General features: G+C 64.9%; 23 protein-coding genes and 1 pseudogene. 16 read left to right on the top strand and 8 right to left on the bottom strand.

All coding sequences use genetic code 11. The features are described from left to right. Positions 1-19: 19 nt before the first annotated feature. Entirely contained in the window at positions 20-1,264 is a 1,245-nt protein-coding gene (locus F0Q45_RS04915) for a glycosyltransferase family 4 protein (protein ID WP_149652890.1), read from the top strand. Here F0Q45_RS04915 and F0Q45_RS04920 read toward each other — a convergent pair. Beyond that, entirely contained in the window at positions 1,261-2,226 is a 966-nt protein-coding gene (locus tag F0Q45_RS04920) for an SDR family NAD(P)-dependent oxidoreductase (RefSeq protein ID WP_149652868.1), read from the bottom strand. The genes F0Q45_RS04915 and F0Q45_RS04920 overlap by 4 nt on opposite strands. Positions 2,227-2,296: 70 nt before the next feature. On the opposite strand from F0Q45_RS04920, the gene F0Q45_RS04925 reads away from it, so the two are divergent. Next, positions 2,297-3,652 (top strand): TIGR01777 family oxidoreductase, encoded by a 1,356-nt coding sequence (locus F0Q45_RS04925; protein WP_149652869.1) that lies wholly within the window; start codon positions 2,297-2,299, stop codon positions 3,650-3,652. Positions 3,653-3,719: 67 nt separating this feature from the next. On the opposite strand, the gene F0Q45_RS04930 is transcribed toward F0Q45_RS04925, so the two are convergent. Together F0Q45_RS04930 and F0Q45_RS04935 are read right to left on the bottom strand one after the other, a co-directional pair. Next, entirely contained in the window at positions 3,720-4,403 is a 684-nt protein-coding gene (locus F0Q45_RS04930; RefSeq protein ID WP_149652870.1) for a phosphodiesterase, read from the bottom strand. 64 nt (positions 4,404-4,467) lie between these two features. Further along, entirely contained in the window at positions 4,468-4,950 is a 483-nt protein-coding gene (locus F0Q45_RS04935) for a DUF4383 domain-containing protein (RefSeq protein ID WP_149652871.1), read from the bottom strand. Between the two features lie 485 nt (positions 4,951-5,435). Here F0Q45_RS04935 and F0Q45_RS04940 point away from each other — a divergent pair, with 485 nt between their 5' ends. The 10 genes and pseudogenes from F0Q45_RS04940 to F0Q45_RS04985 all read left to right on the top strand — a co-directional run bounded on the left by F0Q45_RS04940 (position 5,436) and on the right by F0Q45_RS04985 (position 12,849). After that, a complete protein-coding gene (locus F0Q45_RS04940; protein ID WP_262490873.1) occupies positions 5,436-5,924 on the top strand; it encodes an STAS domain-containing protein in 489 nt (162 codons plus the stop codon). A 154-nt stretch (positions 5,925-6,078) separates the two neighbouring features. Next, on the top strand, positions 6,079-6,474 hold the full coding sequence (locus tag F0Q45_RS04945) for a hypothetical protein (RefSeq protein WP_149652872.1): 396 nt from the start codon (positions 6,079-6,081) through the stop codon (positions 6,472-6,474). Positions 6,475-6,952: 478 nt separating this feature from the next. Beyond that, the gene (mbp1, locus tag F0Q45_RS04950; RefSeq protein WP_149652873.1) at positions 6,953-7,183 is read left to right on the top strand and encodes a microaggregate-binding protein 1; all 231 of its coding nucleotides are present in this window, start codon (positions 6,953-6,955) and stop codon (positions 7,181-7,183) included. 149 nt (positions 7,184-7,332) lie between these two features. Then, positions 7,333-7,497, top strand: a pseudogene (locus F0Q45_RS04955) (DUF2945 domain-containing protein); the annotation flags it as partial. Between the two features lie 34 nt (positions 7,498-7,531). Beyond that, complete coding sequence (locus tag F0Q45_RS04960) at positions 7,532-7,861, top strand: DUF3140 domain-containing protein (protein ID WP_149652874.1); 330 nt, start codon at positions 7,532-7,534, stop codon at positions 7,859-7,861. Between the two features lie 90 nt (positions 7,862-7,951). Further along, positions 7,952-10,048, top strand: coding sequence for an MMPL family transporter (locus F0Q45_RS04965; RefSeq protein WP_149652875.1), 2,097 nt, complete (start codon positions 7,952-7,954; stop codon positions 10,046-10,048). Beyond that, complete coding sequence (locus F0Q45_RS04970; RefSeq protein WP_149652876.1) at positions 10,045-10,524, top strand: TspO/MBR family protein; 480 nt, start codon at positions 10,045-10,047, stop codon at positions 10,522-10,524. The genes F0Q45_RS04965 and F0Q45_RS04970 overlap by 4 nt, the downstream gene beginning before the upstream one ends. A gap of 9 nt (positions 10,525-10,533) precedes the next feature. Then, positions 10,534-11,868: a cryptochrome/photolyase family protein gene (locus F0Q45_RS04975; RefSeq protein ID WP_149652877.1), complete on the top strand. Its 1,335-nt coding sequence runs from the start codon at positions 10,534-10,536 to the stop codon at positions 11,866-11,868. A gap of 140 nt (positions 11,869-12,008) precedes the next feature. Beyond that, a complete protein-coding gene (locus F0Q45_RS04980; RefSeq protein ID WP_149652878.1) occupies positions 12,009-12,554 on the top strand; it encodes a DUF4333 domain-containing protein in 546 nt (181 codons plus the stop codon). A 79-nt stretch (positions 12,555-12,633) separates the two neighbouring features. Next, entirely contained in the window at positions 12,634-12,849 is a 216-nt protein-coding gene (locus F0Q45_RS04985) for a hypothetical protein (RefSeq protein ID WP_149652879.1), read from the top strand. 15 nt (positions 12,850-12,864) lie between these two features. On the opposite strand, the gene F0Q45_RS04990 is transcribed toward F0Q45_RS04985, so the two are convergent. Beyond that, positions 12,865-13,047 carry a hypothetical protein gene (locus F0Q45_RS04990; RefSeq protein ID WP_149652880.1) on the bottom strand — a complete coding sequence of 61 codons (183 nt, stop codon included), beginning with the start codon at positions 13,045-13,047 and terminating at the stop codon, positions 12,865-12,867. 102 nt (positions 13,048-13,149) lie between these two features. Here F0Q45_RS04990 and F0Q45_RS04995 point away from each other — a divergent pair, with 102 nt between their 5' ends. Next, positions 13,150-13,755 (top strand): hypothetical protein, encoded by a 606-nt coding sequence (locus F0Q45_RS04995; RefSeq protein WP_223163877.1) that lies wholly within the window; start codon positions 13,150-13,152, stop codon positions 13,753-13,755. A 525-nt stretch (positions 13,756-14,280) separates the two neighbouring features. Here F0Q45_RS04995 and F0Q45_RS05000 read toward each other — a convergent pair. Next, on the bottom strand, positions 14,281-15,222 hold the full coding sequence (locus tag F0Q45_RS05000; protein ID WP_149652882.1) for an amidohydrolase family protein: 942 nt from the start codon (positions 15,220-15,222) through the stop codon (positions 14,281-14,283). Positions 15,223-15,524: 302 nt separating this feature from the next. Between F0Q45_RS05000 and F0Q45_RS05005 the strand changes: the two genes are divergently transcribed. Then, positions 15,525-17,042: a molybdopterin-dependent oxidoreductase gene (locus F0Q45_RS05005; protein WP_149652892.1), complete on the top strand. Its 1,518-nt coding sequence runs from the start codon at positions 15,525-15,527 to the stop codon at positions 17,040-17,042. Between the two features lie 9 nt (positions 17,043-17,051). On the opposite strand, the gene F0Q45_RS05010 is transcribed toward F0Q45_RS05005, so the two are convergent. Continuing rightward, complete coding sequence (locus F0Q45_RS05010; protein ID WP_149652883.1) at positions 17,052-17,252, bottom strand: hypothetical protein; 201 nt, start codon at positions 17,250-17,252, stop codon at positions 17,052-17,054. Positions 17,253-18,371: 1,119 nt separating this feature from the next. Beyond that, a complete protein-coding gene (locus tag F0Q45_RS05020; protein ID WP_149652884.1) occupies positions 18,372-19,238 on the bottom strand; it encodes an SDR family NAD(P)-dependent oxidoreductase in 867 nt (288 codons plus the stop codon). Between the two features lie 56 nt (positions 19,239-19,294). On the opposite strand from F0Q45_RS05020, the gene F0Q45_RS05025 reads away from it, so the two are divergent. Together F0Q45_RS05025 and F0Q45_RS05030 are read left to right on the top strand one after the other, a co-directional pair. Next, positions 19,295-19,897, top strand: coding sequence for a TetR/AcrR family transcriptional regulator (locus F0Q45_RS05025; protein ID WP_188112791.1), 603 nt, complete (start codon positions 19,295-19,297; stop codon positions 19,895-19,897). Positions 19,898-20,003: 106 nt separating this feature from the next. Then, positions 20,004-20,765 (top strand): alpha/beta fold hydrolase, encoded by a 762-nt coding sequence (locus F0Q45_RS05030; RefSeq protein WP_149652886.1) that lies wholly within the window; start codon positions 20,004-20,006, stop codon positions 20,763-20,765. A gap of 131 nt (positions 20,766-20,896) precedes the next feature. Here F0Q45_RS05030 and F0Q45_RS05035 read toward each other — a convergent pair whose 3' ends face one another. Further along, positions 20,897-21,634 carry an acyltransferase gene (locus tag F0Q45_RS05035; protein ID WP_149652887.1) on the bottom strand — a complete coding sequence of 246 codons (738 nt, stop codon included), beginning with the start codon at positions 21,632-21,634 and terminating at the stop codon, positions 20,897-20,899. Between the last annotated feature and the right edge of the window lie 37 nt (positions 21,635-21,671).

Genomic DNA, 21,671 nt, shown 5'->3' on the forward strand with positions numbered 1-21,671 from the left:
CGCGAAGGGCGCCGAGAGGGTGAAAATCCTGATGGTGTCGTGGGAATACCCGCCGGTGGTGATCGGCGGGCTCGGTCGCCACGTGCACCACCTGTCAACCGCTTTGGCCGCGGCCGGTCACGACGTCGTCGTGCTGTCCCGCCGGCCCTCGGGCACTGATCCCAGCACCCACCCGTCCGCCGATGAGGTCCGCGAAGGGGTGCGGGTAATCGCGGCCGCACATGACCCGCACGAATTCAGCTTCGCCGGTGACATGATGGCCTGGACTTTGGCGATGGGACACGCCATGATCCGTGCCGGCCTGTCGATCAACACCCACACTACCGACCAAACCTGGCGTCCTGACGTCGTGCACGCCCACGACTGGCTGGTTGCCCATCCGGCTATCGCGCTCGCCCAGTATTACGACGTGCCAATGGTTTCCACCATTCACGCGACTGAGGCCGGACGCCATTCGGGCTGGGTCACCGGTGCGCTGAGCCGCCAGGTGCACGCGGTGGAGTCGTGGCTGGTGCGCGAATCCGATTCGCTCATCACGTGTTCGGCGTCGATGAGGGACGAGATCACCGAGCTTTTCGGTCCTGGGCTGGCCGAGATTACGGTGATATGCAACGGTATTGACGCGGCGCGCTGGCCGTTCGCGCTGCGCCGCGCGCGGACCGGCCCGCCTGAGGTGCTTTACGTCGGGCGGCTGGAGTATGAGAAGGGCGTGCACGACGCCATCGCCGCGCTGCCCCGGATCAGACGCAGTCACCCAGGGACCACCCTGACCGTCGCCGGCGACGGCACCCAACACGATTGGCTCGTCGAGCAAGCACGTAAACACCGGGTGCTCAAGGCAACCACGTTCGTCGGACACCTCGAGCATGCCGAACTGCTGGCGGTGTTGCATCGGGCGGACGTCGCGATATTTCCCAGCCACTATGAGCCTTTCGGGCTGGTTGCACTCGAAGCCGCCGCAGCCGGCGCGCCGTTGGTGACGTCGAACATCGGCGGCCTGGGCGAAGCGGTGATCAACGGGGTGACCGGAGTATCGTGCCCGCCCCGCGACGTGCCGGCGCTGGCCGCCGCGGTGTGCACGGCGCTCGACGATCCAACCGCCGCGCAAGGGCGGGCCCGGGCCGCCCGGGAACGGCTCACATCTGACTTCGATTGGCGCACAGTGGCCAAGGAGACCGCACAGGTGTACTTAGCGGCCAAACGCCGCGAACGGCAGCCACTGCCCCGGCTGCCGATCGCGGAGCACGCGTTGCCGGATCGCTAATCTATGCCGATTGCTTCAGTGCAATATCGCCACAGCAGCTCACGATCAGTTTCGCTGGATCGGGTCCACGGCAGGTAGTGCTCGGGACGCATCCGCCGGTCATGCCAGAAGGTGCCGGTCGGCGGTGTGGGTCTGGTCGCGGCAAGCCACACTGCGGTGTCGGCTCCCTCCCCGGGTGTGCGCAGGATCGGGCCCGTGACGGCGCGAAAACCGGGAAGCGACGAAGCCACCCCGGGTGTGTCGGCCCAGCCTGGGTGCATGGAATACACCGCGATGCTCTGGGTTGCCCAGCGGCGGGCCAGAATCGGGGTGAACGCCACCTGCATCCGTTTGGTGCGGGCATAGGCGACGGCACCCCGGTATCGACCGGTGCGATACTCCGGATCTTCGATGGGCAGCGATTGGGTGTACATCCCGCCCGAGGACATCAGGATCACCCGCGGGTCGTCCGATTCGGCCAGGATCGGAACTAGCCGTTCGGTCAGCAGGATCGGCCCCAGAACGTGGGTGGCCAAGGTGATTTCATGGCCCTCGTCACTCTCGTATCGGCTGGTGGGCAGCAACCCGGCATTGTGGATCAGCACGTCCAGCCGCGACACCCGGGTGCGCAGGTCGGCGGCGAAGGTACGCACGGCGCCCAAGTTAGACATGTCGCAGACTTCTACCCGCACCTCGGTACCTGATTCGGCAGCGATCTTGTCGCGGGCTTGCTCGCCGCTTTCCCGGTCGCGCACGGTCAGCAGGACGGTCGCGCCCAGCCCGGCCAGGCCGGCGGCAATGGCCTTGCCCAGCCCACGATTGGCGCCGGTGACTAACGCGGTCCGGCCGCGCAAGGCACCCGGCGGCGGATCGTCCGCCCAGCCGGGTCGACGCAGCTGATAACCGATGCGGGTATAGCCCGGAACAACCGCACGATCGAGGGCCGTGTCAAGTAGTGGGCGGATACCGCCGAAAACGCTCATACCCGCCCATAATTCCTTATCCCGGGCACTTACGGCGGTGCACCCACTCGTGGGACGGTAACGTCGAGTGATGGGGTTGGTGTATTCGAGCGTGGTCACCGCGCCACGCGACGAGGTGTTCGAGTGGCATGCCAGGCCGGGTGCGTTTACCCGATTGTCGCCGCCCTGGCAGCCCATGCGGCTGGTGACCGCGGCGGCCTCGCTCAAGGATGGGCGCGCCACCCTGGCCCTGCCCGGCGGCCTGCGCTGGGTTGCCGCCCACCAGCCGGACTCCTACGATCCCCCAAGGCGTTTCGTCGATGTCCTCGGCAGCGACGGGCTAGCCTCGCTGCCGGCACAGGTCGTGGTGCGGTGGCGGCACACCCACGAGTTCGACGACTGCGGCGCGGGCCGGACCCGGGTGACCGACCGGGTGGACACGCCGGTGCCGGGCCCGCTGTTGCGCCCGATGTTCGTCTACCGCCACCGCCAGCTCGCCGATGACTTAGCCGCCCACCAGGTGGCAGCTGAACACCGTCTCAAGCCGACGACGGTGGCCGTGACGGGATCGTCGGGACTGGTCGGTTCAGCGCTGACCGCATTTCTGAGCACCGGCGGGCATCGCGTCGTTCGCCTGGTCCGCGGCACCCCCCGCAACTCAGCCGAGCGACAATGGGACCCGGTAGACCCCAATCCGGGCCTGCTCGACGGAGTCGAGGCCGTCATCCACCTGGCCGGGGCATCGATCGCCGGCCGGTTCACCGCACGCCATCGAGAGGCAATCCGCGACAGTCGCATAGGGCCGACGCGCCGACTGGCCGAACTCTTCGCGCGCACCGCCAACGGACCTCGGGTACTGATCTCGGCGTCAGCGATCGGGTTTTACGGGTACGACCGCGGCGACCAGACCCTCACCGAAGACAGCGATCGTGGCGACGGATTTCTCGCCGACGTGGTGGCCGACTGGGAGCAGGCGACCGGCCCGGCCAGCCGGGCCGGGGCACGAGTCGTGCAGGTGCGCACCGGCATCGTGCAATCCCCGCGCGGCGGCACCCTGCAGTTGATGCGTCCGCTGTTCAGCGCCGGGCTGGGTGGCCGGCTTGGCGACGGCCGACAGTGGCTGTCTTGGATCGGCATCGACGACCTGGTCGACGTCTACCATCGCGCACTGTGGGACAGTGCGCTGTCTGGCGCAGTCAATGCCGTTGCACCGCAACCAGTTCGCAATACGGACTACACCCGCGTGCTAGCCCAGGTGTTACGCCGGCCCGCAGTCTTACCGGTTCCGTCGTTGGCTCCACGACTACTGCTCGGCAAGCAGGGTGCTCGCGAACTAGTATGCGCCAGTCAGCGAGTGCTGCCGCACCGACTCAACCAAGCCCAGCACCGATTTCGCCAACCTGACCTCGATTCGGCGTTGCGGCACCTGCTCGGGCGCAGCCGCTGAGCACGGAGCCGAACTCGTCGGACGGCTCTTGCAAAGGTGCTCGCTCCGGCGAAGACGATCCGCTTGCTCACCGGTCGGCCTCGCGGCCGTGACGGCTGCGAGCGTAGGCACGGCCTCGCAGATCGGCGAGCCATCGCGGAGCCAGCCGTACACCAGGTGCGGTGTTGACGACCGGATCGAACGATATGTCGTCACCGGACCCCGCGTCGAAGATGTTGGTGAGGGTCAGCCGCGCCAAATGCTGAAAGTTGGATCTGCCGTGGGCCTGGTCGAGGTCGACCTCGATGCCACCGTCGTCGAGCTGCGCCCTCACATGCTCGAGCGACAGACCAGATCCAGTGATATCCGTGACGATTCGGGCCCGAAGCCACCAGTACTCGCCTCGATAGTGCAGTGGCATCAGCGTGCTCATGCTGTGCCCTGTCCACGAGGTGACCGGCCGCAGCGCCAGCGCCCTCCCGAGGACGCCAGAACCCGCGGAGACAAGCAGGATGTCCCACGGTGTCGCCTCCGCCTGCGGCAGCATGACCCGGATGGCCACTCCAATGAAGTCAGGCACTGCGCCCGGAGTTCCCGCGGCTTTGGAGAGCCGGGCGACGGCTTCCGACGACGGGAGCGGCAGTCCCTTGCTTGCCGGCGCGACGCGTTCGATGCGGCCTGCTGCGACCACCCCAGCCGGATGGAATATCCGGCTGTTTCGGAGGGCGGATCCCCACTGAAAGGGTCGAGCGGCGATGTCAGAAACACTCACCGGCGGCGGATTCCCGTTCTCAGCGGGCGGAAACCAGGATGTGCGTAGAGATCTGCGGCCGGCCTCACGCCCGGCCTAGCTCACCGCGGCGGCTACGTCCCAGCGCCAGACCAAGCCCCAGCATCGCTACGCCAAGTCCAAAGTGCAGCCAGTTGTCGGCGGTGTTCACCGGAATGAAATTGGCTGCGGTGTGATAGTCGCCCAGCGCCAACCCGTAGATCCACAAGACGATGTAAATGATGCCGCCGCCGATGAGGAACCAGCGGGCCCCGCTCACCGTCCGGGCCAGCGCTACTCCCGCTACGCCGAAGGCTAGGTGCACGATGTTGTGCAGGACCGAGACGTTAAACAGTCCCAGCAGTTGGGCTCCGGAGCCATGACCGGCCCATTCCAGCATGTCGTAGTGGGTAGTGATCCCGGGAATGAAGCCGCATACGCCCACAATTAAGAACACCGCCCCGATCGCTAATGCGGCCAGCTGCACTGGAGTACGGCCGATAGCAGTCGCGTTGTGAGCTGCCGGGCCGGCTCGATGGTTGGTTGTCATGGTCGTGCGTTCCCTTTCCTATTTGTTGTGGCTCCGCGATCGCGGCCGCTAAGCGACGAGCTACGCGCCCACGGTTCCATTTCGCCGCAACCATCCCTCGCCTATCGATAATGGCGACTCCACACTGCCCAAAGTGCTACCCGTTCAACTGCCCTGCCAAACGCCAAAAATTGCGTGCCGAGATTGCGGGCCGGGTCGGTCATTGGCCGGCCGACAAGCGAAGGCGTCGGCCACCGCCGCAGCCAAAAAGCGAAAACATCACATTTCTCGCAGCGTCACCGGGTAGCAAAATCGCCTGCTTGACTTGAACTTCATCGTCGCGGTTGCGTTTGCCAGCGCGCTGCCGCGTCCTGCCCGGCCGCCGCGCCGCGGCGGTGGGCGCTAGGCTCTAGCCTAGGGGTTGAATTCACAGCCGAGACGTCGCGGGACCGAGAGTCGGATGACCGTCGATCTCCGCTCACCATCACATGAGATGGATGATTCACATGACTGCTGCACGAGCCATCGGCTCACCAGAATATTTCCAGGGCCTCCACATCGCCGACTGCGCTGGCGCGCGACTACAGGTGTACGCCCGCAACCTAGCCACCGTGCTGCGGGTCGACGGCGAGATTGACGCCGCGAACGCCGACCGCGTTGTCGACGCGATCCGCCGTCTAACCGTGCTGAAGGCGCCGTTGATACTCGACCTCAGCCATCTCGATTTCCTGGCTATCGATGGTTTTCGGGCACTGCTTGTCCTTAACCACGAATACCTGCAGGCGCGGCTGCACTGCAGCGTGGTCGCCGGCGCCGCGCTGCGCCCCCTGCTGCGCATCGTCGTCAACCATGGTTTGACCGTGGTCGACTCGGTTCCCGAGGCGCTTCAATTGCTCGAAGACATCATCGGGTCGCGCCGTCAGCTTGACTTGACCAGCAAGCGCAGATCACGGCAGCGTTACGCGCCGACGCACGTTATCTCCGAGCGCACCTAGCCGCACCGTCTGGTCGCACGAACGGCAACGCACACCAGATCGCCGATGCCTTTGCCGGCAAAGAGTATCCGGCCTCGCCGCCGCGCTTGGCGCTTCGGCAGTAGCCTCGGTATGACTCGCTAGGCAGGTAGGCAGCACTGATCGGAGCCGTGGAATGCAACCGAAGGACCACGACCGGCACTTCCCCTATCGTTATGACCCTCGGCTGGCGCCGATGTGGCTAGCGTTTCGGTGGCCGGGGCGGCAGGGCGTGATGCTGACCGCCGACGACCGTTTTCAAGCCCGCTACGGGCCCTTTCGTGTCGATGTGCCGTTGTCGACGGTGCGCGACGCCCATATCACCGGGCCGTACCGATGGTGGACCGCGGTCGGCCCCCGGTTATCGATGGTCGATGACGGGCTTACCTTCGGAACCAACGCGCAAGCCGGAGTGTGCATTCACTTCGAACCGCGTATTCACCGCGTGCTCGGCCTGCGCGACCACTCCGCCCTGACCGTCACCGTTGCGGACGTCGAAGGCCTAGTCGCCGCCCTCAAGCGCATCGCATAGCAGCGGCCGCCGACCGGCGCCCGTGGGCCGGCTCAGTCAATCGGTTGAAGCGATCCACTGCTAGCACCCTTCGTGGGCTGCGCGACGTCGTGTTGATAATGACGCTGAGCAGATTTAGCAGACCTCAGTCGCCGCACCGCCCATGCGGCAACGGGTATCGCAAACGCCATCACCACCACCGATGGCCAGAAAGCCAATTGCGCAAACCACAGTCGCCTTTGCCAGCGCAGCGCCTTCTGCTTTGCGCGCCACACGTGTCGCGGCGTTCCCGTGAGATTCACAGCGAATTGGATACCCGTGATCCCAGCGGGCCAAACTGGCGCCGCAGGAGGAGCCTCGTCGTGCCCGCCAACTGAGATGACGATCACCTGGGCGCGTGCCAATTAGTCCGTGCTCAGGGGTTTTTGGCGCGCGCCTAGCGGGAATCACCTGTAGTGGCGGAGCAACAGCCGTATCGAAACATTAGCGGGAGGCAGACATGGCACGAAGTGGACCACTGGAAGCAGTCAGCGGCGTCGTCGAAGGCGTCAAGGGTGCGATCAAGCAGGTGATCGGATTGGTGACCGGCAACAATCGGCTAACCGAAGAGGCGAAGGCGCAGCAAGACAAGGCCGAAGCCCAGCGCCATGCCGCCAAGAAGGAAGCGGCGGCCGAGTCGGCTCGCGCCAGCGCTAAGGCGGCTAAAGAGCGGCAGAAGGCTAACCAGTAACGTGCCAACGAATGGGCTCAGTCGACAAGCCGGCTGAGCCCATTACTGGCTGGGGGCGGCCGCATCGCGTCTCCACGATTTCCGGAAGGCGCACCGCAATGGCAGATAACACGTTTCGCGAGGGCGACCGCGTCTAGTGGAAGAGCCACGGCAGCATCGTAGCGGGAACGGTCGAGGACGTGCTCACTTCCGACACCAAGGCGGCAGGGCGAATGGTACGCGCTTCTGCAGAAGAACCGCAATACACGGTACGCAGCAGCAAAACTGGTGCAGAGGCGGTACACAAGCCGAGCGCGCTGCGGCACGCAGACTAACTCGCTTTAGGGCTTTCGCAGTTGAGGAGCACCCATGGCCGAAGACATCGAAATACGGGCCCGGTTTCGTGAGACAGTCAATATGACCGCGCGTGAACTCGAAAAGTGGCTTCAAACAGACGAATCGCAAAGCGTGGGGCAGCAGCAGGACGGCCACGAGTCAACGGGTCACGCCAGCGGTCGTCGCATCGTCGGGATTCTCCAGACGAAGACCGCGGACCTTGACGCCGACGACTACGCGCACATGCGCAAAGTCGTCGGCTACGCGAGGCGACACCTGGCCCAGCGCCCCAGCGGCGACATCACCGACACCGCCTGGCGTTACTCGTTGATGAATTGGGGTCATGATCCCGCCAGCTCGTGAGCCAACTCCGCAGTCGGCTTTCTCCCGGCTCGGCCAGAGCGAGCATGCCCATTCGTTGATTAATACTTAAACAATTGAAATGCTGTCGGGGTGGTCTGGAAAGGTCTCGCGGCTGCGGTGGCAGGCCGGTGGTCGTGGCTAATCACGTTCGGCATCATTTTGCTGGCCACCGGTTTCATGCTGTTGGTTGGTGGAAATACCGCAGCGGGTCAAGCACCGCAATCGGTGCCGACGCAGTCTGATTCGGCAAAGGTGGAGGCGATGTCCGGCCAGTTCCCCGGTGGCGATCGCGCTCCGGTGCTGGTGGTGGTCTCCCGCGGCGACGGCGCGGCGCTGGACCTACCCGACATCCGAGCCGCCGAGCAAGCTCGTGACCGAATGCAGGCCATCGTGCAGCCGGGCCCACCACCGCTACCGATGACGGTATCGACCGACAGCAAAGCGGCCATTGGGGTGGTGCCGATCAGTGCCCAGCTATCCGGTTTAGAACTCAGTGATGCCGTCACCGCACTGCGCACCGCCACGCGCCAGGGCCTGCCGGCAAACCTCGATGCCCATATTACCGGCGGACCCGCGTTCGGCGCTGACATCGCCAACGCATTTTCCGGCGCCAACATCACGCTTTTGGCGGTGACGGGATCTGTAGTCGCGCTGCTGCTGATCGCCACCTACCGGTCACCGGTGTTGTGGCTGCTACCACTGCTCGTGATTGGGTTCGCCGATCGACTAGCGGCCTCGGCCGGCACCGCAGTCGCGTCGGTGACCGGGCTGAGCTTTGACGGTGCGACCTCGGGGATCACCAGTGTGCTGGTCTTCGGCGCCGGCACCAACTATGCGCTACTGCTGATTTCGCGCTACCGGCAAGAACTTGGGCGAGACACCGACCACCGCGCTGCCCTGCGCCGCGCGGTGCGCACGGCCGGCCCGGCAATCGCCGCCAGCAACGCCACCGTGGTGTTGGCGCTACTCACGTTGATTTTCGCGCGGACCCCAAGCACGCGCAGCCTGGGCGGGCTGGCGGCAGGTGGATTGGTGGTCGCGGCGCTATCGGTATTAGTGGCGTTGCCGCCGCTGCTAGCGCTGTGCGGCCGACGCCTGTTCTGGCCCTTTATTCCCGAGCCGGACGTCCGGACAACCCTGGAATCCGGCCTGTGGCACCGCGTCGCCGAACGGGTAGCCCGGCGACCCGCCCTGGTCGCTACGGTTACCACCGCACTACTGGCACTGCTGGCCACCGGACTGCTCAGCACCCGAATCGGCCTGTCGCAGACCGAGCAATTCCGAGTCCGGGCGGACTCGGTAACGGGATTCAATGTTGCGGCCCAACACTTCCCCGCCGGGCTGGCCAACCCCACGGTGGTCATCGCGCCCAGCCAGCAGGCGGTGCAAGTGCAGCAAGCCATCAGCACCACACCAGGGGTGGTCTCGGCGACCCAGTCGGGTACCTCCACCAGCGGGCTGACGAAATGGTTGGTCGTTATCGACGCACCACCGTCATCGAAGCGGTCATTCGATATTGTTACCGCACTGCGTGATTCGACAAGAACAGCGTCTTCCGCCGGGCTGGTGGGCGGCCCTGACGCGCAAGCGCTAGACGTCCGCAACGCAGCGGCGCACGACCGCATGGTGCTGATTCCGGCGATCCTGACCGTCATCCTGCTGGTGCTGTATGCCCTCTTGCGAGCCCTGTTGGCCCCACCGACCCTGCTGGCGGCGACCATACTGGGTGCGCTCGCAGCGCTCGGACTGGGTGGCTGGGCCAGCATGCATCTGTTCGACTTCCCCGCGCTGGACAACAGCACTCCGTTGTTCGCCTTCCTGTTCTTGGCGGCGCTAGGAGTGGACTACACCATCTTCTTGGTCACCCGCGCTCGCGAAGAGGCCGCGCACTACGGCGCCCGTACCGGCATGATCCGCGCGGTGTCGGCCACCGGCGGCGTCATCACCAGCGCCGGAATCGTTTTGGCCGCAGTGTTTTGCGTACTGGGTGTCTTGCCGCTGATCGCGCTCACCCAGATCGGCATTATCGTGGGCCTGGGCATTCTGCTGGACACTTTCATAGTGCGCACGTTGGTTATTCCCGCTTTATTCGCCCTGATCGGCGACCGCATCTGGTGGCCTAACGATCCGAAACCCGTTGACATTTTCCCTGATAGCCCATTACCCGCCGAACGGAGCATCGGATGAGCAAATCGACACTGGCCGCCACCGGACTCGCTGTCACAGCGGCAGCCGCTTCCGGCAGCATCGCCAGCCCGCCCAACACGTCCCCCTGGTACCTGCGGCTGCGCAAGCCGCCGTACCAGCCACCAAGCATCGCCTTCCCGGTGGTGTGGACCACACTCTACGGCGACATCGCCGCCAGCTCGGCGGTGGCCATCGACCGGTTCCGCGCCACCGGGCAAGACGACAAGGCCCGCCGCTACATCGCCGCGCTGAGCGTCAATCTGGTGCTCAACGCCGGATGGAGTTGGCTGTTCTTCCGATTCCACAAACTCGGCGCCTCCGCGTTGGGCGCCGCGGTCCTGGCTACCAGCAGCGCCGACCTGGTGCGGCGCACCGCCGAAGCTGATCGACGCGCCGGCTGGGCGATGCTGCCCTACGCATTGTGGTGCTCCTTCGCCACGGTGCTGGCCACCCACATCTGGCGACTCAATCGCTAGGCGCCGATGATGGCGGTACTGCTGTGGTTTCGCCGCGATCTGCGGTTGGGCGATCATCCGGCCCTAGCGGCCGCAGCCGCCACCGGCGAGGAGGTACTCGCCTGCTTCGTGATCGATCCGCGCCTGGAGGCTTCGTCGGGACGTCGTCGCCTGCAGTTTCTGGGTGACTCGCTACGGCAACTGGACGACAACCTAGGTGGTCGGCTACTGGTCACGCGGGGTCGGCCCGAGCAGCGAATACCGTTGCTTGCCAGAGAGATAGCCGCATCTTCCGTGCACATCAGCGAGGATTTCGCGCCGTTCGGCCGGCGCCGTGACGAGCGGGTTCGCGCCGCCTTGGATTCGGTGCCGTTGGTGTCGACCGGTTCTCCGTATCTGGTCTCACCCGGGCGAGTCACCAAAGACGATGGCACGCCCTATCAAGTGTTTACACCGTTCCTGCGTAAGTGGCGCCAAGTGGGCTGGCGAGAGCCGGCGCGCTCGGGCGCCGATTCGGCGCGCTGGCTGGGTCCGGCTCAGGTGGCCGTCGACCAATGCGCAAGTCCGGATCCCGGTGTGACACTTGACCACACCGCCGGCGAGACCGCAGCACTACTGCAGTGGCAAGCCTTCGTCGCGGACAGGCTGGACGGCTACGGGGAGGACCGCAACCGACCTGACCGAAAGGGCACCAGCCGCATGTCGGCTCACCTGAAGTTCGGCACCATTCATCCCCGATCCATGGTCGCGGGCCTGGATCTGAGCGACACCGGCTCCCAGAGTTACCTGCGAGAGTTAGCCTTTCGCGACTTCTATGCCGCAGTGCTGTATTACTGGCCGGCCAGCGTCTGGCGCAATTGGAACAGCGACTTCGATTCCATGCAGACCGACGACGACGCCCACGCCCAACGAGTCTTCGAATCGTGGAAGGTTGGTGAAACTGGGTTCCCCATCGTCGATGCGGGAATGCGACAACTGCGCGAGACCGGGTTCATGCACAACCGAGTACGGATGATCGCCGCATCGTTTCTCGTCAAAGACTTGCACCTGCCCTGGCAGTGGGGAGCGGCCTGGTTCCTGGAACAACTCACCGACGGCGACATGGCCAACAATCAGCACGGCTGGCAGTGGTGCGCGGGTTGCGGTACTGACGCGGCGCCCTACTTCCGGGTGTTCAACCCCACCACCCAGGGCGAAAAGTTTGATCCCTCAGGCGATTACATCCGCCACTGGGTTCCCGAGCTGAGCGACGCCGCAGACATTCACTTGCGCACGGGTCAGCGGCCGCCGGCCTACCCGGAGCCGATCGTCGACCACGGCACCGAACGCGCCGAAGCGCTGCGCCGCTATCAGAGCATCAGCTGAGCCAGCCGTGTAGGCGGCAAACCTGCCAGGTCACCGTCGTCGCGCGGCGGGTGTTTCCCGGATTTGCTTTTCTGAAGCTGTTTGGCGTGTCATTATCAGCCGATTCGCAGTTGACAGTTGTCGGAAGCCAGGGAGGCGAAATGGGTCACTCGATCGTTCGGATGTTGCTGGTCGGCGGTGCCGCCGTGGGGCTGATGGCCAGCGCAGGAGCCTGCTCGTGCTCGGTCGGATCGTCGTCGCACTCGGTGAGCAAGAGCGATGTCGCTGACCAGATCAGAGCCAAGATGACCGACACCGCCGGTAACAAGCCCGAATCGGTCACGTGCCCAGGCGACCTGCCGGCCAAAGTCGGGGCTCAACTCAACTGCGAGATGAAAGTCAAGGACTCGACGTACAACGTCAACGTCACCGTGACCAGCGTCGAGGGTAAGGACGTCAAGTTCGACATGGTGGAGACCGTCGACAAGAACCAGGTTGCCTCCATTATTAGCAACAAGCTGTATCAGCAGGTGGGACAGCGGCCCGATTCAGTGACCTGCCCGGACAATTTGAAGGGTGTGGAGGGCGCGACCCTGCGCTGCCAGCTCACCGACGGCAGCAGTAAGTACGGCATCAGCGTGACCGTCACCAGCGTCGACGCCGGAGATGTCAACTTCGACTTCAAGGTCGACGATCACCCACAATAGGCGACGTCGGTGAACCTGCCGCTCGTTTTCCTATCGCCAGCGCCTTCCAGGCGCTGGCGATGATCCTGAGGAGCCGTTGATGCGATTGGTTGCGCGCTTCGCCGCGGTGGGTGTTGTCGTGACGCTGGCCTGCTCCGGAGGCAGCATCGGCAAGTCGTCGAAGAAGGCATCGGCGCCCAGCTCTACGCCAACGCCGAGCGTCCAGATCAATGGCGACGCCTCGAATCCGGTGAATCAGATTGTCATCAAGGCGATCACGGGCATTCAGGGATTTCGGAGCAGCGAGTTTTCCTAAACTCTATGGTCGCGACTACACGCCGGTCAAAGGCAGGTTCTGCGCGGTCACGCCGTCATCGGGGAAGTTGGCGCCGTGCGCAGAGTCGAAAGCCGACATCGCGGGCAACGCGTTCTCCTGCGCCAAAGCCGACGACATCGCCTGGGATGTCGAACGGCTGCTGCCGGATCTGCGCAAGAGCTTCGGAGACTTCGTCATTCCCGTCGTACTAGCGCACGAACGGGCACACGCGTTCCAGGCCCGGGCCAACTTCAACCAGACGGTCACCAAGGAGATCCAGGCCGATTGTTTTGCCGGAGCGTGGGCGGCGCGCGCCGCCAAGGGGACGCCTTCAAACCCACCGCCAACGACCTGGACCGCGCGCTGGCCGGATTTCTGTTCCTGCGTGATGAGCCCGGCACCGCGAAAGCCGATCCCCGTGCCCATGGCAGCGGCTTCGACCGCGTTAATTCGTTTCGCACCGGATTCGACAGCGGCACCGGCGCCTGCACGGACTACCGGGAAGGCGACCCGGTGGTCACCGAGATCCCATTCAACAACGAGGCCGACCTGGCCAGTGGTGGCAATGCGCCCTACGACGACATGGTCACCTATGTCCCGCAGGATCTCGAGGAATACTGGTCCTTGGTGCACCCGCAGCTGACCGACCAGCCGTGGCAGCCGCTGCAACCGGTGCGCCCGTTTGATCCCGCGCGGCAACCCACCTGCGGCGGGCAGTCCACGACCGGCTATTCGTTGTTCTATTGCGTGCCAGAAGATTACGTCGGCTTCGAGACAGGTGCGTATCCACGCTTCCGAAATACGGCTTCGGCGGCCGCAAGCAGCCGCTCGCGACCGGTGGTCCTACCGACCCGGCTCACCGACCCTGACTTTCCACACCGCCACGCACTCATATGTGGCCGGTGAATTAACCAACCGCTCAATCAATATGGCAGCACTGCGCCTTCAGTCGGCACCCCACGCTAGTGTTGACGGCTGGCGACGGACTGTGCCAACCGCACCTCGAAAATGCCGGATGGTGAAAAGGGGCGTCGATGTGATCCAGATCGATCACGACCGAGGTGTCAACGAGCCGCTGTGACGGCCGCGGAGTCTCAGCCACGAGGCGCGGTGTCCTGGCGGGCGGCTCGATCGAGATCCGCTCGGAACCGATCGAGCCTCACCCGCGGAGCGCCCCTGAACGCGGCCACGGCCGCCTCGGCGCTGATGAATCGGTGCCGGCGCAGCGGGGAAAGCTCTCCGCTCACCATCGGGTGCGAGCATCATCTCGGTCTAGCGATGGGGACATCGACACACCGAGCGTTTGACGTGTTCCCCGCCATGAATGGCGGCGATTCCCGTGCGTGGTTATGCCGCGGTTGGACTTCAACGAGTTGCTGGACGCGTTCTCGGTACGAGTCACCTGACCTGACAACGCCAACCGCGTCCCCGCTACGCGCGGTCCGCGCCGGCAAGCTTCAGCAGCCTGGCGGCATTCCCCCACAGCCAGTCGTGCAGAACGCCGGGCGCCAGCGGCAATGCCCGCATCTCGTCGCAGAGCTGGCGATACGGCCGGTTGAGCAGGAAGGCACCAGTGCCGTAGACAATCTTGTCACGGATGGTCGTCTGCCCGAACCGGATCAGCGCGTCCCAGCCGGCGCCGGGAGCGACAAAGTACTTGGGTCGGTGCGCACCCAGCTCCAGGTAGACGTTGGGATGCTTCCAGACGATCAAACACGCTTCCAGCACCCAGGGATAGCCGGCGTGGCTCATCAAGATGGTCAGATCCGGGAAATCACAGGCGACTTGGTCGATATGGCGAGGATCGCCGAGATCGCTGGGGCGGGTCCGAGTCCAGTTGGCCGAGGTATGGATGCTCAGCGGGATACCCAGTTCGACGCACTTGGCGTAGAAGGGGTAATAGCTGCGGTCGGTCGCCGGTTTGCCAATCATGAAGGGGCGCAGACTCAGCCCGCGGAAGCCGCGTTCACGCACCCAGTGTTCCAACTCAGCTATGGCCACGTTGCCGCGCATGATGTCGGCTCCGGCGAATGGGATGAACCTGTCCGGGTGGCGCTCGGCGAGGGCGGCGATCGACTCGTTGTGCACGAACGTCACCCCGCAGGTGGAGCGCTCGTCGAATCCGGTCACGAGGCTGTGGGTGATGCCGGCCTCGGCGAGCTCGGCGACTATCTGGTCGTCGCTTCGGCGCAGCGCTGCTGCGTAGCTGCTGAATTGCGCCGCGCTGACGTGGGTTTTGGTAAACACCTCCAGATACTGCAACTGCTCGCTCGGGAAGCCGGACTGAAGATCGGCGATGATCTCATCGGAGGGGACGATGGGTGCCCACATGTCGATCACTGCCGCCGCATCGTCTGTGGTGTCCGCGGGCATGCTACGCACGTTACCGCAGTAGCCACTTGCGACAAGCCCACGGGCTTCCGCGACAAGGCTGCTCGCACGTCAAACCTGCAGACGGCGGGTTGCTTACGCAGGGGGCGCTGCCGATGGTGCACACTGCATCCGCGGCAATGTGCGTCGAATCAATAGCCTCAATCACGTCTGGCACAGTTGCCACCCACCTGGCATACCGTGCAGGCCGTCAGCCGATCTTCCAGTTTTTTTGCACGGCAAAGAGTTTGCGCTCATTGTGGGAGTAGAGTGGTGCGGTGTTTGCCGCCCCGTCGAATCCGCGGATGATCGCCGGGCTCGCCGCCGCGTCCGTCTCGCTCGGGGTGGCCCAGCTGGTGGCTATCCCGTTCGGTGCGCGTGCCGATCCGCGCACCGCGATCGGCTCGGTGGTCATCGACCTGACACCGGGGCCCATCAAAGAGTCGGCAATTCAGACCCTGGGCTCTTTGGACAAACTCTTCCTGGCCGTCGTCGTGCTCGTGGTGATCGCGACGATCGCGGCAATCGCCGGGACCCTCGAGACTCAACGCCGCCCGCTCGGCAGTGCCGTAATTGCCGCGGCGGGCGGGCTCGGATGCATCGCAGTGCTGTCGCAGCAGGGGGCGACAGCACTCGACACGATCCCCACCGTCGCGGGCACCGCTTGCGGTGTGACGGCGCTAAGCTTGCTCACCTGTCGGTTCCGGCTTGGTGAAGACCCCGAAAACAGAGCTCACCACGACGAGCCGGACACCGGCAGGCGCGGATTGGTAATGTTCGCATTGCTCGGATTCGGAGTCGTGAGTGGCGTTGCGGGTGCGGTCATTACGCGGTTGGTGCATTCGGTGGCCGGGGAGCGCAACAGCTTCGCGGTTCCCCGGCCTCGCATGCCGGCGCCACCAATACCTGCTGATGTGCAACCGAACGGCGTCGTGCTGCCAAGCTTTATCACCGCCAGTACCGACTTCTACCGGGTGGACACCGCACTGGTTGTTCCCCAACTCAGCCACGGCGACTGGCGGCTGCGCATCCACGGCATGGTGGACCGCGAGACTACCTACAGTTTCGACGACCTCACCCAGTTCGACGCCGTCGAAACGGTGACGACGTTAACATGCGTATCGAATCCCGTTGGCGGAAAATTGATTTCGACGGGGCTCTGGACGGGCTACCGAGTGGCAGATCTGCTGGCGGCGGCCGGCGTACACGCCGACGCCGATATGATGCTCTCGACCTCGATCGACGGGTTCACCACCGGCACGCCAGTGGAGGCGCTCACCGATGGCCGCGATGCGCTCCTGGCAGTCGGCCTGAACAGTCAGCCGCTGCCGATCGAGCATGGGTACCCGGCCCGGCTGGTAGTCCCCGGGCTCTACGGGTACGTGTCGGCCACCAAGTGGATCGTCGAGATGGAGCTGACCCGCTTCGATAGAGCCCAGGCGTACTGGACGCGGCAAGGCTGGGCAGCGCGTGCACCCATCAAAACCCAGTCGCGGATCGACGTGCCACGAAATGGTCAGCAGGTGCCGGTAGGGCCCGTCGTGTTCGGCGGTGTCGCGTGGGCCCAGAATCGTGGCGTGCGGGCCGTGGAGGTCCGCATCGACGAAGGCGGGTGGCAGCCCGCGCAACAGGGCGCGAGCTATTCCAACCAGACGTGGCGGTTGTGGAGTTTCCCCTGGGAGGCGAAGAGCCCCGGGAAGCACACGATCTCCGTGCGCGCCACCGACAACACCGGAACCGTTCAAACTGCAGATCGGGTTGGCGCCGTCCCAGACGGCGCCACCGGCTGGCACACTGTGCAGTTCACCGTGGCGAAGACGTGAGGCGCTATTTCAGTGCTGTTTGAGTTTCCGCCAACTGAATACCGCGATCACGATGCCGATCAGCGCAGTAATAGGACCAATGACGGACCAGGTAACGGTGTTGCTCATCGGGCTTCCGTCAAGCACGCCGAATCCCTGCAGCGCCCAGATCAGACCGAACAGCGCGAGGATCAACCCGGCCGCGAATGTCACGACGAAACCCCTTCTCATACTGGGATGCTACGCACCACCTAGGACTTTCACTGTTGAGACTCTCGAAGGCAGTCATAGCCGACCTGGCCGCTGCGTTCGATTGGCACATGAATGGTCCAACAATCGTGACAAACAGCGCGGCCGCGAAGAGCTGGCGGGTCCGGCAGCCCGGCGGCAACTGGATCGTCAGCGGCGCATCTCCCCAGCCGGCCGAGGCGATCAGGTCGTACCAGTCCGGCAGCGCACCAGCCGGCAGCTGCCGACGCAACAGCTCGCCGCCGAATGTCACTGGAATCGCCTTGTGCGGCTTTGCTATCGCCAGGGCGGGGATATCCGCGCTCAACGCGTATCCGAGGTTGTTTCGGGGTACAGTGCGTGCAACCCGGCGGCAACACCTCTCGCTGCGCCCCGAGAATGTCAGCAGCGATCCCTGCGAACGTCAACGCCACTTCGGGCCCCCTGCGGTCAGCGATTTCCCGGCGAGGTGTGCAATGCGATTGCGTCCCAGAGGATTTGCCGACGCGATTCGACTGGGACGCGGGTCCTCAAGAAGGCTACCGAGGTGTCGGCGCCGCCCACCTCGAAGCGTTGCTGCTTCCCTGCTCGCTCAGTCCGATACCATGGAGTACGCAGCTAAGGAACACCAGTTCATCGTCACGGTCGGACCCGCCGTAGGCAACGGTTTTCGGCATGGGCACGGGTGAAACGTAGCTAGGAACGCGGTGGCTCACCGCATACCCAGCCGTGGAGAGCACAGCGGCGGCCATGCGCGTCATGGTCAGAGTTCGACTCTCGGTTCGGGGATGATCAAAGCCACCAGCAGCGCGGCGGCCGGGCCGTGGCAACGACAGCCCACCGGCAAGCCCAAGGCTGAGGCGATCCACAGCTGGGGCCACACCGCCGGGAGTGGCGGCCGTAATGTCATCACCCGGCGGCGGCGATGATGCGGTGCTACTCCACCAGCTCCTCTGCCCAGAATCCGGTGGGATGCTCGGTGCCGTCGCCCAGGGTCCAGCGGTCGGCCGCAGACGGCGTGACGGGGCCTTTCTCACGGGAGGCCGACCGGCCCCGCCGGCGCCGTGCTGGCGGAGATGTTGCGGGCGTACCCGTCGCTAGCCAATGTCCGGGTTGGACGGCTCACCCGCCGAACTTGGCGCCGGGCCGCGGGAACTGCGTGGCCAAGAAGCGGTCCCACATCCGGTCGGTCATTATTCCCCGGGTGCCGACGAGCAGGTGCGCTGACGGGGTGACCCGAATGCGCAATGGTGGGTGCTTGGTCGTGATAGCTTTCTGGACCGCTTTGGCGACAGAGTCAGGTCCACCGCCGAGCTTGGCCAGCGGTCCCTTCTCGTACACCTCTTCGGTCGCCGTGCCGACGGCGGCGTTGAATGTCGTGTAGGGGCCATCCGCGGAGCTGGGCGCGCCGAGTTCATGTGTTGCGGTGGCGGCGAATTCGGTTCGGATCAGCCCGGGCTGGACAATCACCACGTCCACGCCGAAGCCCTTGACCTCAAAACGCAGTGCATCGCTGAGCGCCTCGACCGCATACTTCGTGGCGTGGTAAGCGCCGGCGCCGGGAAATGTGAAATTGGCGCCCATGGAGCTGATGTTGACGATGCGGCCCCACCCTTGCTGCCGCATCCCGGGCAGCACCAGCTGACACATCCGCACCAAGCCGAAGACATTGGTCTCGAATTGGCGGCGCAGCTCGGCCATCGGCAGCGTCTCCAGCGCGCCCGACTGCGAATAGCCGGCGTTGTTGACCAGCGCGCCCACCGCACCATGCTCGGCGACGACGCGGTCGACCGCGGCCTGCATCGACCCCTCGTCGGTGACGTCGAGCGCCAACGTGCGGGCACCGACGTCACGTAGATCGGCGACCGCCTCCTCGCGCCGTGCGGTCGCATAAACCACGTGGCCCGCCTTCGCCAGCCGCTGCGCGGTGGCGCGCCCGATACCTGTCGAGCAGCCGGTCACGATAATGGCCTTAGACACATCTGGCATGGTGTACATGTTAGACGAATTTTGCTGAAAGCGTCAATATCCGTAATACTGTCACGGTGACCAACGGCAGGACGACCCGCGAGGCAATCCTGGCGGCCGCGCTGGCCGACTTCGCCACGTTCGGCTATCGACGCACCTCCATCGAAAGCATCGCCCGCCGCGCCGACGTCTCCCGAGCCACCGTCTACCTGCATTATCGAGGCAAAGAGGACATCTTCTGCGCGGTCGTCAGCACCTTGCACGACGAGCATCTGGCCGCCATGCGGGCCGCGGCTGAGGACCCTGACATCGACATTCATACCCGCCTGATTCGGTTGCTGCAGGCGCGTTTCCAACGTTTCGTCGAACTCATGGCCAGCTCGAACAACGCCGCCGAGCTGTACGACGTGCACAACAAAACGTGCGGCGACATCACCGAAGAAGCTACCCGCCGCGCCGACAAGATCTTCGCCGCTGCGCTGCGGCGTGCTGTGGCCGCTGGGGATATCGATCTGACGCGTTCGGGACTCACGATCAGCCAGCTCGCTGGCGTGCTAACCGACTGCGCCTCCGGCGCCAAAGGCGAGAACCCCGCCGCTATCCCGACAACCGAGTTCACTGCTCGACTGACGCGCAGCGTGCGCGCGATCCTCTCGGGTGTAGGCTCGCGCGGCGCTTGACCGAACACCACACTGACTACCCGGAAAAGGAGTGTCCAGTGCATGATCTGATCTGCCGGACGTGGACCGGGCGAGACCTGAGATTCCAGTCCGGATCGGGGGTGCTGTGAATCGGCTACCACGGCCCGATGGAGTCGAACTCGCGTTTCGGGTACACAATTCGCAGGCCGCTGGGGTCCCGGTGTTGCTTACTCACGGTTTTGCGGCCAGCGCGGACATGTGGGGCGCCAACATCGGCGCCCTGTCAGTCGACCGGCCGGTCATCGTCTGGGACCAGCGCGGGCACGGCAGCAGTGACGCGCCCGGCGATATATCCCGCTACGGGCAAGACATCAGTGTCGCGGACATGGCGGCTCTCCTCGACACCGCAGGCGCCGGGCGGGCGGTGCTGTGCGGAATGTCGCTGGGCGGCTACCTATCGCTGGCCTTTCACCTCGCTCATCCGGAGCGGGTGGCCGCGCTGGTGCTGGTGGACACCGGGCCCGGCTACCGCAACGACGAAGCTCGTGCCAAGTGGAACCAGTGGGTGGAGCGCACGGCGACGCGGCTGGAAGCCGGCGCGTCGCGCGAGCCGTCGCCGGAAGTCGCCCGGGCGGCGCATCTGCATCCCGAGGGGCTGCCCCGCGCCGCCCGCGGCTCAATGGTCCAAAGCGATGCCCGGGTGATCAATTCACTTCCGACCATCGCGGTGCCCACGCTGGTGGTTGTCGGCGCCCAGGACATCGACTTCCTGGCCGCGGCGAACTACTTGCACCGCCGCATCCCGAACGCGCGCAAGCTCGTCGTCGACGACGCCGGGCATGCCGCCAACATGGACCAGCCCGAAACGTTCAACACCGCCGTGCGTGAACTCTTGGAGCAGGTGTGAACACGGTGCCGCGGCGGTCCGGCGATGAAACAGACGGCGTCGGGTTAGACCCGTGCCGGGCGCTCAAGACCATCGGTGCCTGGACGGCCCTGCGCAAGGGCTCAGCATGGACGACTCGCCGGGTCGCGTCGTCAATGAGCTGCCTTCTTACGCTCGATGTCGGCCAGGGCGGCAGCCAGCTCCGCGCGTTGGGCGGCCGACGCATCCCAGGCCGCTTGCCGGTTCTTGACCACCCTGGCCGGAGCACCGACGGCAATCGAATAGTCCGGAATGTCGCCCCTAACCACGGCGTGTGATCCCAGCACGCAGCCTCGCCCGATAGAGGTGCCCCGCAGCACCGTCACCTTCACGCCCACCCAGGTGTCCGGCCCGATCCGCACCGGCGACTTGACGATGCCTTGATCCTTGATCGGCAGCGTGATGTCATCCATCCGGTGGTCGAAGTCGCAGACATAGCACCAATCCGCCATCAGCACCGAGTCACCTATCTCGATGTCGAGATAGGTGTTGATGACGTTGTCGCGTCCCAGCACTACCTTGTCGCCGAAGCGCAGCGAGCCCTCATGGGCGCGGATGGTGTTCTTGTCGCCAATATGCACCCAGCGGCCGATCTCGAGCTGCGCCAGCTCAGGTGTCGCGTGGATCTCCACACCCTTGCCCAAAAACACCATGCCGCGGGTGATGATGTGCGGATTGGCCAGTTTGAATTTCAGCAGCCGCCAGTAGCGCACCAAGTACCACGGGGTGTAGGCGCGATTGGCCAACACCCATTTCAGCGATGCCAGGGTGAGGAACTTTGCCTGGCGTGGGTCTCGTAGTCGAGAGCCAATCCAGCGGCGATGCAGCGGTGCACCCCACATGGTCGTCATGGCCGGAAGCCTAGCGTGACGACGATGCGGGACGCGC

Source organism: Mycobacterium simiae, from assembly GCF_008370645.1.
Taxonomy (GTDB): Bacteria; Actinomycetota; Actinomycetes; order Mycobacteriales; family Mycobacteriaceae; genus Mycobacterium; species Mycobacterium simiae_A.